This is a genomic window from Nocardioides eburneiflavus, from assembly GCF_004785795.1.
Taxonomy (GTDB): Bacteria; Actinomycetota; Actinomycetes; order Propionibacteriales; family Nocardioidaceae; genus Nocardioides; species Nocardioides eburneiflavus.
Map to the genome: position 1 here is coordinate 4,782,244 of NZ_SRRO01000001.1, position 13,072 is coordinate 4,795,315.

The window sequence follows — 13,072 nt, forward strand, 5'->3', positions numbered from 1 at the left end:
TGGACCGGACGAAACACACTTGTTCCATCGGAATGGATCTGCCTACAGTGCGGTTGTGCGAAACGAAACCGTTTCGTTTTATCGAGTTCCCCCGACCGAGCCTGGAGCCCGCATGACCCCGACCGAAGCCGGCACCCGCCCCCGCGTGGAGGGCGAGCGCGAGCTGGAGATCCTGGAGGCGACACTGACCGTGCTCGCCGAGACCGGCTACGACCGGCTCACCATGGACGCGGTCGCCACCGAGGCCAAGGCCTCCAAGGCCACGCTCTACCGGCGCTGGAGCTCCAAGCCCGAGCTCGTCGTCCAGGCCATCTGCTCCCACAAGCAGCACCCCGCACCGCCGGACACCGGCACCCTGCGGGGTGACCTGGTGGCCGCGCACTGCGGCATGGGCGGGCTCGGCGACGAGCGGGCGACCGCGGTCCAGGCGGCCGTGGTGACAGCGATGGCGCGCGACCCCGAGTTCGCGGCGGTCTACCGGCGCGACTTCATCGCCCCCAAGCTGGCCGCCTCCCGCACCATCTTCGAGCGCGCCCAGCAGCGCGGCGAGATCCCGGCCCACATCGACCTCGAGGTCCTCGCCTCGGCGCTGCCCGGGATCGTCCTGCACCGCATCTTCCTCCTCGGCGACGAAGCCACCCCCGGGCTCATCGAACGAGTCATCGACGAGGTGATCCTCCCGGCCGCGCTGCACGGCCCGACCGGCTCCGCTCGACCCACCACTCCCGAAGGAACCCCATGACCGACCTCGCTCCGGCCACCGAAGAGGTGACCCCCGAGCAGCACAAGCGCCTGCGCTGGGCCCTCGTGCTCATCTCGCTGGCGCAGCTGATGGTGGTGCTCGACAGCACCATCGCCAACATCGCCCTCCCCTACATCGGCACCGACCTCGAGATCGACCAGGCCAACCTGTCCTGGATCGTCACCGGCTACGCCCTCACCTTCGGCGGCTTCCTGCTGCTCGGGGGCCGGCTGGCCGACCTCTACGGCCGCCGACTGGTCTTCATCATCGGCGTGCTCGTCTTCGCCGTCGCCTCCCTGGTGGGCGGCTTCGCCCAGAACGAGTTCATGCTCCTGTCCGCCCGTGCCCTGCAGGGCCTCGGCGCCGCGATGGCCTCCCCGGCCGCCCTCGCGCTGATCACCACCACCTTCCCGGCCGGCCGCGAGCGCAACCGCGCGTTCGCGGTGTACGCCGCGATGGCGGGCGTCGGCGCGGCCGTCGGCCTGATCCTCGGCGGCTGGCTCACCGGTCTCGACCCGATCCTGGGCCTGGAGGGCTGGCGCTACACGTTCCTCATCGTCGTGCCGATCGGCCTCGCCGCGGCCTTCTTCGCCCCGCGCTTCTTCGACGAGTCCGAGCGCCACACCGGCTGGCTGGACATCCCCGGCGCCATCACCGGCACCGGCGGCCTGCTCGCCATCGTCTACGGGCTGTCCCGCGCCGGCGACGAGCGCTACGGCTGGGGCGACACCACCACGATCGCGAGCCTGGCCGCCGGAGTCGCCCTGCTCGGGCTCTTCCTGCTGGTGGAGTCCCGCGTGCAGCACCCCCTGATGCCGTTCCGGATCTTCCGCAGCAAGAACCGCGCCGCCGCCTTCGCCGTGATGATGATCGTCCCGGCCGCGATGTTCGCGATGTTCTTCTTCCTCTCGCTGTTCATCCAGCTCGTCGTCGGCTACTCGCCGCTGCAGACCGGCGTGGCGTTCCTGCCCTTCTCGATCGCGATGATCATCTCGGCCACCGTGGCGTCCAGGCTGATCAGCGCCGTGGACCCGCGCCTCCTGTCCGGCGTCGGCACCCTGCTCTCCGCGATCGCCCTCTACGGCTTCAGCCGGATCACGGTCCCCGAGGACCCGTCCTCGATCCTGGCCTCGCTCCCGCAGGCGCTCGGCGGCCAGGGCGTCGCCCTCGGCGACGGCGTCGGCTACTGGACGCAGATCCTGCCGTTCGTCGTGCTGATGGCCTTCGGCATGGGCCTCAACTTCGTGCCGCTGACCCTCGTCGCGGTGCACCACCTGCGCGCCCAGGACACCGGCATCGGCTCGGGCGTGCTCAACACCATGCAGCAGGTCGGCGGTGCGCTGGGCCTCGCCACCCTCAGCACGGTGTCGCTCCACTTCGCGCAGACGCGGGCCGACGAGATCGCCCCGTCGATCGCCGGCGCAGCCCCCGGCATCGACGAGGCGACGCTCGGCCAGCTCGCGTCGCTCGGCGCGTTCACCGAGGGCGCCACCATGGCGTTCTTCGTGGGCTCGCTGATGATGATCGCGGCGTCCGCCATCGTGTGGCTCTTCCTCGACGTCAAGCACGAGGAGCTCGCCACCGAGTCCGCGCCCGAGGGCGTCGGGGTCCACTGACCCCCGGTCCGACGCCCGATCCGTTCCCGCCGCAGCTCCGAAGGAGAGTCGTGACCGCGCCGCACCTCACCCGCCACGACACCGCCGACGGATCCACCCGCGCGATGATCCTGCTGCTCCACGGCGGCAAGCCGCGTTCCACCCAGTCCGTCGACGGGCGCAGCGCCTCGTGGCGTCGCGTGCTCTGGCTGCAGCGGGAGATCGCCCAACGGGCCCACGAGGCGGGCGTGGGCGTGTGGTCGGCGCGCTACCGCACGCGCGGCTGGAACGGTGGGCGCGAGCCCCGGTCCGACGCCCGGTGGGCGCTCGAGCAGGTGCGCGCCGAGCTGGGCGAGGTCCCCGTCGTGCTGCTCGGGCACTCGATGGGAGCGCGGGTGGCGGTGCACGTGGCCGACGACCCGTCGGTGGTCGGCGTGGTCGGGCTCGCGCCCTGGTGGTCGGCCGAGGACCCGGTGCACACCCTCGCGGGGCGCCGGCTCCGGGCCGCCCACGGCCGCCGCGACCGCATCACGTCGTTCCGTGAGACCGCTCGCTACGTCGATCGTGCCCGCGAGGTCGCCGACAGCGCCGAGCTCCGCGACATGGGCGGGCTCGGCCACTACATGCTCGCCGGCTCCCGGCGCTGGCACGACGTGGCGATCGAGTCGTGCCTCGACGTCCTGGAGGCGCAGGTCCCGCACCGGGACAGGTGAACCGCCCGGTCTTCTCGCCCGGAGGTCTCGCCTAGAGGTTCCGGGCGACCGTCGCCGTCAGCCGCACCGCCCGCGCCGCCCACTGCGGGGTGGCGCCCGCCAGCCCGCAGGTCGGGCTGACGACCAGGGCCTCCCCCACGGCCTCCGGGTCCAGGCCGAGCATGTCGAGCCAGCGCTGGACCCGCTCGGTCACACCGGCGTCGGACGGGTCGGTGGCCGGGTCGGTGGGCGGCACGACGCCAAGGGCCGCCGTACGCCCGGCCTCCAGCACCTCGGCGAAGGTGTCCAGGTCGCCCGGACCGAGCAGGTCCAGGTCGGCCGACAGGCCGTGCACCCCGGTGCCTGCGACGAGCGACCATGGCGTGCGGGGCGCGCAGGAGTGCACCCACGCCTCGCCGCCCGCCTCGGTGATCGCGGCCACCACCCACTCCAGGTGGGCCGATGCCTCGGGCAGGTCGACGCTGCGGTGCCGGCCGTAGCCGCTCGCGGTGGGCACCTGGCCGTGGACGACCGCGGCGAGGGCGGGCTCGTCGACCTGGACGATCCAGCGGTCGACACCACGCACACGACGCTGCAGGTCGGCCAGGTGGAGCCGTACGCCCTCCGCCAGCGCCTGCGCCAGCTCGCGGCGCGCACCGTGGTCGCTGAGGACCTTGTCGCCGCGCGGCTTCTCCACCGTCGCGGCGAGCGTCCACGGTCCGACGACCTGCGTCTTGAACGCCCCGCCGTGGTCCTGGGCCAGCTCCTCCACCGTGTCGAGGTCCTGCGCGAGCAGGGACCGTGCCCTCCGGTGGTCGACACCACTGACGTCGGTGAGGCGCCACCCGGCCGGCTGCAGGTCCGCCGCCAGCCCGTCGAGGACCGCCAGGCCACGTCCGGTCATCGCTGCCCAGACGCCGCGCGCCGGCAGCTCCGGGACGTGCGGCAGGTCGGGCAGCTCGCCGAGGACGAGCCGGACTGCCTCGGCGTACGCGTCGTCCGTCGTCCCGGGCATCGAGCCGATGCCGGTGGCGGCGCTCACGTCCGATCACCCGCCTCGGCCAGCAGCCGAGCGGCGGCGCCGTCGACGGACCGGGTGGACGCGCTGACCAGCGCCACCCCGACGCCGTGCTCACGGTCGATCGCGACGAACGACCGGAAGCCGCCCGTGCCGCCGTTGTGCCACGTCACCGTGCGCCGCAGCAACGGACCGGTCAGCCATCCCGCGCCGATGCGCATCCGGCCGGTGAACGGCGCGACCGGCTCCAGGGCCTCGGCACCTGCGACCGTGCCCTCGAGCATGGCCCGCAGCAGCACCGCCAGGTCGGTGGCCGAGGACCGCACTCCCCCGGCCGGGGCGAGCGCGACGTTGGCCCACGGCTCGACCTCGCGTCCCGCGCGGTTGCGGGGTGCGACGGCTCCGGGCCGCAGCTCGTCGGTGGAGGTCGGGACGTAGGTGTCGACCAGCCCGAGCGGGGCGGCGATGCGCGTCGCGACCAGGTCGGCGTACGTCGTCGCCGCGGCCGCGGCCACTGCGTGCCCGAGAAGCTGGAAGCCGAGGTTGGAGTAGGACGGGCCGGTCCTGCCGGGGACGACGCCGTCGAGCCGGGCCAGGAGGCCCGCCAGGTCCTCGCGGTAGGGGTTGCGCCCCGAGCGCCACAGCTGCCACGTGCGCGCCAGCACGTCGGCGCCGCCGGCGAGCCGGGGCAGCCCGGAGGTGTGGGTGGCGAGGGCGGACAGCCGGATCCCCGCGAGGGCCGCGGGGACGTCGAGGTGGTCGCCGAGGACGGCGTCGTCGGCGAGCTCGCCGCGGGTGATCGCATCGCGCCACAGCAGCCCGGTGACGCCCTTGCTCACCGAGCCGAGCTCGACGTCGCCGTGCACCCCGGCTCCGACCGCGTCGACCTCGTCGTCCCCCGGCGTCACCAGCGCGACGACGTACGTCGGGTGCTTGCTCCCGAGGAGCGCGCCCGCCTGCGTGGCCAGGGCGCTGCCGGCGCTCACCGGGCCGTCACCGGGCGGGTGGCCGAGATCGTGGCGGAGCCGACGACGCGGGTGCCGTCGTAGATCACCGCCGCCTGGCCGGGCGCGATGCCCTCGGCCGGCTCGAGCAGGTCGATCTCCACGCGGTCGCCCGAGACCGCCACGACAGCACGGTGCTCGGCGCCGTGGGCGCGCAGCTGCACCGTGCCGTCGACCCGCTCGGGCACCGTGCCGCACCAGCGCGGCCGGATGCCCGACACGTGGTCGACCGCGAGCCGTTCGCGCGGCCCGACGGTGACGGTGCCGCTGACGGGCTCGATGTCGAGGACGAAGCGCGGCTTGCCGTCGGCGGCGGGGACGCCGAGCCGGAGCCCGCGGCGCTGGCCGATGGTGAAGGCGTAGGTGCCGGCGTGGCTGCCGACCTCCTCCCCCGTCGTGGCGTCGACGATCGAGCCCCCGTGGTTGGGGGCGCGGTCGCCGAGCTTCTCGCGCAGCCAGCCCGCGTTGTCGCCGTCCGCGACGAAGCAGATGTCGTGCGAGTCGGGCTTGTCGGCGACCAGCAGCCCGCGGGCCTCGGCCTCGCGGCGCACCGCGGGCTTGTCGGTGTCGCCCAGGGGGAACAGCGAGTGGCGCAGCTGCTGCTGGTCGAGCACCCCGAGGACGTAGGACTGGTCCTTGGCGTGGTCGGTCGCCCGGTGCATCTCGATGAGGCCGTCGGCCCCGGTGCGCAGCTGTGCGTAGTGGCCCGTGGCGACGGCGTCGAAGCCCAGCGCCAGCGCGCGGTCGAGCACGGCCGCGAACTTGATCTTCTCGTTGCAGCGCAGGCACGGGTTCGGCGTCCGCCCGGCGGCGTACTCGTCCATGAAGTCCTCGACCACGTCCTCGTGGAAGCGCTCGGAGAGGTCCCAGACGTAGAACGGGATGCCGATGACGTCGGCGGCGCGACGCGCGTCGTTGCTGTCCTCGATGGTGCAGCAGCCGCGCGCACCGGAGCGGTAGGACGCCGGGTTGCGGCTGAGCGCGAGGTGCACGCCGGTCACCTCGTGCCCCGCCTCGACGGCCCGGGCCGCGGCGACGGCGGAGTCCACGCCGCCCGACATGGCGGCCACCACACGGGCCATCAGCGTGCTCGCGCGGCGCGGGCCCGCTCCACGACCGGCCCGATCGCCTCGACGAGCCGGTCGACGTCGTCGCGGGTGGTGGTGTGGCCGAGCGAGAAGCGGAGCGAGTGGCGCGCCTGGTCGTCGTCGCAGCCCATGGCGAGCAGGACGTGGGAGGGCTGTGGCACGCCGGCGGAGCAGGCCGAGCCGGTGGAGCACTCGATGCCACGCGCGTCGAGCAGCATCAGCAGGGAGTCGCCCTCGCAGCCGGGGAAGCCGATGTGGGCGTTGCCGGGCAGCCGCAACGGCCCGGGCGGCGTGCCGTGGAGGTGGGCGTCCGGGACGACCTCGACCACGCGGCGCACGAGGTCGTTGCGGAGGGCGGCGACGCGCACGGCGTGCTCGTGCTGGTGCTTGACCGACTCCTCGACCGCGGCGGCGAGGCTCGCGATGGCGGGCACGTCGAGGGTGCCGCTGCGGATGTCGCGCTCCTGCCCGCCGCCGTGCACGAGCGCGCTCACGGCCAGGTCGCGGCGTACGACGAGTGCGCCCACACCGTAGGGACCCCCGACCTTGTGGCCGGTGAAGGTCAGGGCGTCGACACCCGATGCCGCGAAGTCGACTGGCACCTGGCCGAGAGCCTGCACCGCGTCGGTGTGGACGGGGATCGCGTGCTCTGCCGCGAGCGCCACGACCTCGTCGATCGGCTGCAGCGAGCCGACCTCGTTGTTGGCCCACATCACCGAGATCAGGGCGACCGAGCCGGGGTCCCTGGCCACCGAGTCCCTGAGGGACTCGAGGTCCAGCACGCCCTCGGAGGTCACCGGGAGCAGCTCGACGTCCGCGCCGTCGCTCTCCGCCAGCCAGTGCAGCGGGTCGAGCACCGCGTGGTGCTCGATCGCGCTCGACAGGATGCGCGTGCGGCGCGGGTCCTCCGCCCGTCGCGACCAGAAGATGCCCTTGATCGCGAGGTTGTCGGACTCGGTGCCGCCCGAGGTGAAGACCACGTCACCCGGGCGCGCGCCGATGACGCGGGCGATCGTCTCGCGCGACTCCTCGACCACGCGGCGGGCGCCGCGGCCGGAGGCGTGCAGCGAGCTGGCGTTGCCCACCCCGGTGAGCTGCCGCGTCATCGCCTCGACCGCGACCGGCAGCATGGGCGTGGTCGCGGCGTGGTCGAGGTAGACGAGCGGCTGCTTCATGACCTGCCAAGCCTACGGGGCGACCCTCGCCAACTGCGCCCGAGTGTCGTGCCGACCACCTAGGCTCCCCGCGTGCGCGCATCCCGGGCCTGGTTCGCCTGCCTCCTCCTGCTGCCGACGGTCGCGTGCCAGGGCGGTACGCCCCCACCGGCCGAGCCCAGCCACCCGGGGCTCCCGGCACGCTCCGCACCCCCCGCCGGCATGGACGAGTCGCTCCGCGACGCGGCGCTGGAGCTCGTCGAGACCCGTGAGCAGGCCCTGGTCGACGGAGACCGCGACGCCTTCCTCGCCACCATCGACCCGTCGGCCGAGGAGTTTGCGAGGACGCAGGCCCGGTGGTGGGACAACGTCGCCCGCCTGCCGGCCACCGAGATGGCCCTCGCGCTCGGCGACGAGGGCGTGATGACCCGCGTCCACGGCGAGGGCGACCTCCAGCTGCCGATCGACTTCACGATGCGCCTCGACGGCTACGACGAGCACGCCGTGACCCAGCCGCTGATCTACACCTTCGTGGGCGACGAGGACGAGGTGCTGCTCACCAGCGACCGCAACCTCCAGAACGACGCGCTCACGGGCTGGCTGCCCGCGCCGTGGGACGTCACCTCGATCACCGTCGAGGAGTCCGACGGGGTGCTCGGTGTCTTCGACGACGAGACGAAGGACCAGGCCGCGGAGCTGCAGGACGCCATCGTCGCGGCGCGCGACGCCATCGAGCCGCTCGTGCCGCCGTGGTCCGGGCGGGTCGTCGCCTACGACATCAGCGACGTCGACGCCATCGACAAGATGAGCTCGATGTCGATCGACCGGACGGCCGGCATCGCGTTCCCGGTGATGGCGCGGCTGGGTGGCAAGAAGGTCGCGGCCCACCGCTTCGCGGTCAACCCCGTCCACACCGACGGCGAGGAGTGGCGGGGCATCCTCTTGCGCCACGAGCTCGTGCACGTCGCGCTCGGGTCCTCCGACAACGGCAGCCCGCGGTGGTTGAGCGAGGGCGTGGCGGACTACGTCGCCTACTCGGCTGCCTACGACGTCGACCAGCGTCGCCGCGGCCTCGCCCAGCAGCTCGGGTCGATGGCACCGCGGAGCCTGCCGACGGGGCGCGACTTCTACCAGGGTCGGTCCCGGCTCAACTACGCGCTCGCCCACCTCGCCTGCGCCTACCTCACCAGCACGCGCGGCGACGACGTGCTGTGGGACCTGATGGGCAGCTTCCGGCGCAGGGGCGCCCCGTTCCCCGCCGACGTGGAGGCCCGGGTCCGGGCGGAGCTCGGCATGTCGACCAAGGAGATCGTGGCCGACGCCCTCGCCTGGGCGCGGTCGGCCTGAGTCAGGCCATCAGCCCCAGCCACGGGTGGTCGGGGTGGAGGCGGCGTACGACGTCGGCGAGCCACGCCTGCGCCTGCGGATCGAGGAGCGGCCAGGTCACCGCCAGGTCGCGGTCGTCCTTGGGCCGGTGCAGCGCCGCCTTGTAGTGCAGCGTGACCTCCGGCCGCTGGTAGCGCACGCCGTCCCCGGCGACCCACGTCACGTCGTCGAGGGGCAGGACGATGTCCGGATCGCGCTTGCTGGTCCAGAGGCCGTCGCGGTCGGGGGTCGGGACCATGTCCACCACCCACGGGTCCGAGGCGCTCCGCCGGATCCAGACCTGGCTGCCCACGTCGAGCACCTCGGGGTGCCGGTCGTTGAAGGGCCGCAACGTCCCACCGTGGTTGCTCCAGAGGTTCCAGTCGGCGCCGACGTGCGCGCGGAAGGCCCCGAGGTCGCAGCCGAGGATCGAGACGTCGACGTCCTCGTGCTCGCGCGGGCGACCGGTGTACGCCTCGATGGACCATCCGCCCACGATCCACCACGGCCGCTCGAAGCCGGCCATGAGCTCGACGACGCCGGCCGGGTCGAGCGGCGCCCACCGCCCGTACCACCGGAAGAACTCCTCGTCCTCCGCGACCTCCTCCGCCGTGCGGTGCAGTGGCTCACGCTCGCCCATGCGCCGACGCTAGCGCCCGTCCGGGAGTCGCTGTGGGGGGATGACGGGTGGGCTTCTGTGGTGGCCGGCCAACGAAGGTGCCGTGCTCGTGATCCCCGCGGGCACCACGAGAACCTCTACGCCATCCCCGACGACGCCGGCCGCGCCGTGTGGGACCTCACCCCAGCGCGTGGCCGTCGCGATGCGGGCGGCGTACGGCTGCGACGGGATCTCCAGCCGCCAGTCCTCCAGCCCCGGGATGAACTTCCACGCGCTCGGGTCGAACTTCATCCGGGGTTGAGCGTGGGCGACTCCGGATCGACCTGAACTTCCACGCACTCGGGTGGAAGTTCAGGCCGAGCCGTCCGGGCTACAGGAGCACCAGGTCGTCGCGGTGGATGACCTCGCGCTCGTACGCCGCCCCGAGCGCGGCCTTGAGCTCCTTGGTCGAGCGGCCGAGCAGCGCCGGCAGCTCGTCGGCGTCGAAGTTCACCAGGCCCCGGGCCACCACGGCCCCGGCCGGGTCGAGCAGGTCGACGGCGTCGCCCGCCACGAAGCTGCCGCCGACGGCCGTCACACCCGCCGCCAGCAGCGAGGCCCGGCGCTCGACCACGGCCCGTACGGCGCCGGCGTCCAGGGTCAGCGTGCCCTGGCCCGAGGTCGCGTGGGCCAGCCACAGCAGCCGCGTCGGGCGGCGCTTTCCGGTCGCCTCGAACAGCGTCCCGACCTCCGCGCCGGCGAGGGCGGCCGCAGCCTGCTCGGCCGATGTCAGCACCACGTCGATGCCGGCGCCGGTGGCGATCCGGGCGGCGTCGACCTTGGTCGTCATGCCTCCGGTGCCGACGCCGGCTGCGCCGACGGACCCGATGGTCACCGACGCGAGGTCCTTCTCCGAGCGTACGACCGGGACGAGGCGCGAACCGGACCGCCAGGGCGGCCCGTCGTAGAGGCCGTCGACGTCGGAGAGCAGCACGAGGAGGTCGGCGTGGACCAGGTGCGCGACGAGCGCGGCGAGCCGGTCGTTGTCACCGAAGCGGATCTCCGAGGTGGCGACGGTGTCGTTCTCGTTGACGATCGGCACGACGCCGAGCTCGAGCAGCTTGGCGAAGGTCTGGTGGGCGTTGCGGTAGTGGGCGCGCCGGGTGACGTCGTCGACGGTCAGCAGGACCTGGCCGGTGACGATGCCATGCCGGGCGAACTCCTCCTGGTAGCGGTGGGCCAGCAGGCCCTGCCCCACGGACGCGGCAGCCTGCTGCGCCGCGAGACCCCGCGGGCGCCGCTTCAGCCCCAGCGGCGCGAGGCCGGCGGCGATGGCGCCCGACGAGACGAGGACGACCTCTGCTCCGCCGTCGCGCGCGGCGGCCAGCACCTCGACCAGCTGGCGCACGCGCGCCGGGTCGATGCCGCCGGCTGCGGTGGTCAGCGACGACGAGCCGACCTTGACCACGACCCGGCGGGCGGCGCCGACCAGGGCCGAGCGGTCAGTCGTCACTGCCGTCCCAGTCGGGGTCGTCCTTCGTGCCGATCTCGTAGGCCATCGGTCCCACACCGGAGCTGCCCGAGCTGCGGTTGGGACCCTTCTTGCGGCGGCGCTCCTCGTCGAGCCGGCGGGCGACGTCGGCGCGCGCCTCCTCCTCGGCCTTGGTCTCCATGCCCTCGGCGATGTCGCGACGGCGCTCGCGCGCCGGCCGCTCCTCGCGCAGCCGCTCGTCCTCGCCGCGCCGCCCGAGCATCTCTGCGCCGGCCTCGATGCTGGGCTTGAAGTCGAAGACGACCGAGTTGTCCTCGGGACCGATGAGGACGGTGTCGCCCTCCTGGGCGCCCATCCGCGCGAGCTGGACCTCGACGCCGAGGCGGTTGAGGCGGTCGGCGAGGAATCCCACCGCTTCCTCGTTGCTGAAGTCGGTCTGGCGCACCCAGCGCTCCGGCTTGGTGCCGCGCACCCGCCAGCCACGCTGCCCTGAGCCTGCCGAAGGGTCCTCGGTGGCCACGACCGTGAAGTCGTCGCCGCCGTCGACGGCCTTGGGCCGGATGACGATCCGCTCGGGCTCGACGGCGGGCGCCGCCTCGCGGGACGCCACGACGATCTCGGCCATGGCGAACGTGAGCTCGCGCAGGCCGGCACCGGACGCAGCGCTGACCTCGAACACGCGCAGCCCGCGGCCGCGCAGCTCCTCGACCACCATGTCGGCGATGTCCTGGCCGTCCGGCACGTCGACCTTGTTGAGCGCGACCAGCCGCGGCCGGTCCTCGAGGCCGCCGTAGCGGGCGAGCTCGCCCTCGATGACCTCGAGGTCGTCGAGGGGGTTGCGGCCGGGCTCGATGGAAGCCGTGTCGATCACGTGGACCAGCGCGGCGCAGCGCTCGATGTGGCGCAGGAAGTCGTGCCCGAGGCCGCGGCCCTCCGCGGCACCCTCGATCAGGCCGGGCACGTCGGCGACCACGAAGGTCGTCTCGCCCGCGGTGACGACGCCGAGGTTGGGGATCAGGGTGGTGAACGGGTAGCCGGCGATCTTGGGCCGCGCCCGCGAGATCGCGGCGATCAGCGAGGACTTGCCGGCGCTGGGGAACCCGACCAGGCCGATGTCGGCGACGACCTTCAGCTCGAGGCGTACGGCGAGCTCGTCGCCGGGCTCGCCGAGCAGCGCGAAGCCGGGAGCCTTGCGCTTGGAGGAGGCAAGGGCGGCGTTGCCGAGCCCGCCGCGTCCCCCCTGCGCGATGACCATGGTGGTGCCGTGGCCGACCAGGTCGGCCAGCACGTTGCCGCCGGCGTCCTTGACCAGGGTGCCGTCGGGGACGGTGAGGACGAGGTCCTTGCCGTTGCCGCCGTTCTTGTGGTCGCCGGCACCCTGGCCGCCGTTCTCGGCACGCCGCTTGGGGCTGTGGTGGTAGTCGACGAGCGTGGTCACGCTGGTGTCGACCTGCAGGATGATCGACCCACCCTGCCCGCCGTTGCCACCGTCGGGGCCGCCGAGCGGCTTGAACTTCTCCCGCTTGACGGAGGCCACGCCGTTGCCACCTCGTCCGGCCGCGAGGTGCAGCGTGACCTGGTCGACGAACGTGGGGATGGCCATCAGATTCCTTGCATCGGTGGGAGAAAGCACGAAGGGCGCCCCCAGGCAGGGACGCCCCTCGCAATAGAGCTCAGTGCAGAAATGCTCGGTGTCGCGTCGTCACTCGCCGGGGACGATGTTGACGACCTTGCGACCGCGGCGGGTGCCGAACTCGACCGCGCCGGCCTGCAGGGCGAACAGGGTGTCGTCGCCGCCGCGGCCCACTCCGGTGCCCGGGTGGAAGTGGGTGCCGCGCTGGCGGACGATGATCTCGCCCGCGCCGACGACCTGGCCGCCGAAGCGCTTCACGCCGAGGCGCTGGGAGTTGGAGTCACGGCCGTTCTTGGTGCTCGCAGCACCCTTCTTGTGAGCCATTGTTCAGTCCTTCTGGGGAGACTTGGTCGACCTCGAGCGAACGCTCAGAGGGAGATGTCGGTGACCTTGACCTGGGTGTACTTCTGGCGGTGACCCTGGCGCTTCTTGTAGCCGGTCTTGTTCTTGTACTTCTGGATGATGATCTTCGGGCCCTTGGTGCGGCCGGTGACCTCGACGGTCACGCTCGCCTTGTCCAGGCCGGTCGCGGTCACCTTGTCGCCGTCGACGACCATCACCACAGGAAGGGTGAGGGTGTCGCCGGCGGCGGCCATCGCGTCGATCTCGATGACGTCGCCCACGGCAACCTTCTGCTGCTTGCTGCCACTGCGCACGACTGCGTACACGGCGAGTCACTCTCCTCGATACG

Annotated in this window: 13 protein-coding genes; 4 read left to right on the forward strand and 9 right to left on the reverse strand. The window is 73.1% G+C overall.

Going from position 1 to position 13,072, the window contains the following annotated elements; genetic code table 11:
* Positions 1-112: 112 nt before the first annotated feature.
* From EXE59_RS22465 to EXE59_RS22475, 3 genes are read left to right on the forward strand one after another with little or no spacing between them, the layout of a single operon-like run.
* Positions 113-742 carry a TetR/AcrR family transcriptional regulator gene (locus tag EXE59_RS22465; protein ID WP_135840882.1) on the forward strand — a complete coding sequence of 210 codons (630 nt, stop codon included), beginning with the start codon at positions 113-115 and terminating at the stop codon, positions 740-742.
* On the forward strand, positions 739-2,358 hold the full coding sequence (locus EXE59_RS22470) for an MFS transporter (protein ID WP_135840883.1): 1,620 nt from the start codon (positions 739-741) through the stop codon (positions 2,356-2,358). Before EXE59_RS22465 ends, EXE59_RS22470 begins: the two co-directional genes overlap by 4 nt.
* A 50-nt stretch (positions 2,359-2,408) precedes the next feature.
* Positions 2,409-3,050 (forward strand): alpha/beta hydrolase, encoded by a 642-nt coding sequence (locus tag EXE59_RS22475; protein ID WP_210429103.1) that lies wholly within the window; start codon positions 2,409-2,411, stop codon positions 3,048-3,050.
* Positions 3,051-3,081: 31 nt separating this feature from the next.
* On the opposite strand, the gene EXE59_RS22480 is transcribed toward EXE59_RS22475, so the two are convergent.
* The 4 genes from EXE59_RS22480 to EXE59_RS22495 are packed head-to-tail and all read right to left on the reverse strand — an operon-like array spanning position 3,082 to position 7,314.
* Positions 3,082-4,071 carry a uroporphyrinogen decarboxylase/cobalamine-independent methonine synthase family protein gene (locus tag EXE59_RS22480; RefSeq protein WP_246056995.1) on the reverse strand — a complete coding sequence of 330 codons (990 nt, stop codon included), beginning with the start codon at positions 4,069-4,071 and terminating at the stop codon, positions 3,082-3,084.
* Positions 4,068-5,033: a serine hydrolase domain-containing protein gene (locus tag EXE59_RS22485; RefSeq protein ID WP_135840884.1), complete on the reverse strand. Its 966-nt coding sequence runs from the start codon at positions 5,031-5,033 to the stop codon at positions 4,068-4,070. Before EXE59_RS22485 ends, EXE59_RS22480 begins: the two co-directional genes overlap by 4 nt.
* Entirely contained in the window at positions 5,030-6,133 is a 1,104-nt protein-coding gene (gene mnmA / locus EXE59_RS22490) for a tRNA 2-thiouridine(34) synthase MnmA (protein WP_135840885.1), read from the reverse strand. Before mnmA ends, EXE59_RS22485 begins: the two co-directional genes overlap by 4 nt.
* Positions 6,133-7,314: a cysteine desulfurase family protein gene (locus EXE59_RS22495; protein ID WP_135840886.1), complete on the reverse strand. Its 1,182-nt coding sequence runs from the start codon at positions 7,312-7,314 to the stop codon at positions 6,133-6,135. The genes mnmA and EXE59_RS22495 overlap by 1 nt, the downstream gene beginning before the upstream one ends.
* A 72-nt stretch (positions 7,315-7,386) precedes the next feature.
* Here EXE59_RS22495 and EXE59_RS22500 point away from each other — a divergent pair, with 72 nt between their 5' ends.
* Positions 7,387-8,640 (forward strand): basic secretory protein-like protein, encoded by a 1,254-nt coding sequence (locus EXE59_RS22500; RefSeq protein WP_135840887.1) that lies wholly within the window; start codon positions 7,387-7,389, stop codon positions 8,638-8,640.
* A gap of 1 nt (position 8,641) precedes the next feature.
* Here EXE59_RS22500 and EXE59_RS22505 read toward each other — a convergent pair whose 3' ends face one another.
* The 5 genes from EXE59_RS22505 to rplU all read right to left on the reverse strand — a co-directional run bounded on the left by EXE59_RS22505 (position 8,642) and on the right by rplU (position 13,049).
* Complete coding sequence (locus EXE59_RS22505) at positions 8,642-9,298, reverse strand: nucleotidyltransferase domain-containing protein (protein ID WP_135840888.1); 657 nt, start codon at positions 9,296-9,298, stop codon at positions 8,642-8,644.
* 349 nt (positions 9,299-9,647) lie between these two features.
* The gene (gene proB, locus EXE59_RS22510; protein ID WP_135840889.1) at positions 9,648-10,769 is read right to left on the reverse strand and encodes a glutamate 5-kinase; all 1,122 of its coding nucleotides are present in this window, start codon (positions 10,767-10,769) and stop codon (positions 9,648-9,650) included.
* Positions 10,759-12,351, reverse strand: coding sequence for a GTPase ObgE (gene obgE, locus EXE59_RS22515; RefSeq protein WP_135840890.1), 1,593 nt, complete (start codon positions 12,349-12,351; stop codon positions 10,759-10,761). The genes proB and obgE overlap by 11 nt, the downstream gene beginning before the upstream one ends.
* 99 nt (positions 12,352-12,450) lie before the next feature.
* Positions 12,451-12,705, reverse strand: a complete 255-nt coding sequence (gene rpmA / locus EXE59_RS22520; RefSeq protein WP_135840891.1) for a 50S ribosomal protein L27 — start codon at positions 12,703-12,705, stop codon at positions 12,451-12,453.
* Positions 12,706-12,749: 44 nt separating this feature from the next.
* Entirely contained in the window at positions 12,750-13,049 is a 300-nt protein-coding gene (gene rplU, locus EXE59_RS22525; RefSeq protein WP_056908626.1) for a 50S ribosomal protein L21, read from the reverse strand.
* Positions 13,050-13,072: the final 23 nt, after the last annotated feature.

Bases quoted from the DNA above. Each gene is read 5' to 3' on its own strand.
- EXE59_RS22465 (WP_135840882.1), top strand. From the start codon at position 113: ATGACCCCGACCGAAGCCGGCACCCGCCCCCGCGTGGAGGGCGAGCGC.
- EXE59_RS22470 (WP_135840883.1), top strand. From the start codon at position 739: ATGACCGACCTCGCTCCGGCCACCGAAGAGGTGACCCCCGAGCAGCAC.
- mnmA (WP_135840885.1), bottom strand. From the start codon at position 6,133: ATGGCCCGTGTGGTGGCCGCCATGTCGGGCGGCGTGGACTCCGCCGTC.
- EXE59_RS22495 (WP_135840886.1), bottom strand. From the start codon at position 7,314: ATGAAGCAGCCGCTCGTCTACCTCGACCACGCCGCGACCACGCCCATG.
- EXE59_RS22505 (WP_135840888.1), bottom strand. From the start codon at position 9,298: ATGGGCGAGCGTGAGCCACTGCACCGCACGGCGGAGGAGGTCGCGGAG.
- obgE (WP_135840890.1), bottom strand. From the start codon at position 12,351: ATGGCCATCCCCACGTTCGTCGACCAGGTCACGCTGCACCTCGCGGCC.
- rpmA (WP_135840891.1), bottom strand. From the start codon at position 12,705: ATGGCTCACAAGAAGGGTGCTGCGAGCACCAAGAACGGCCGTGACTCC.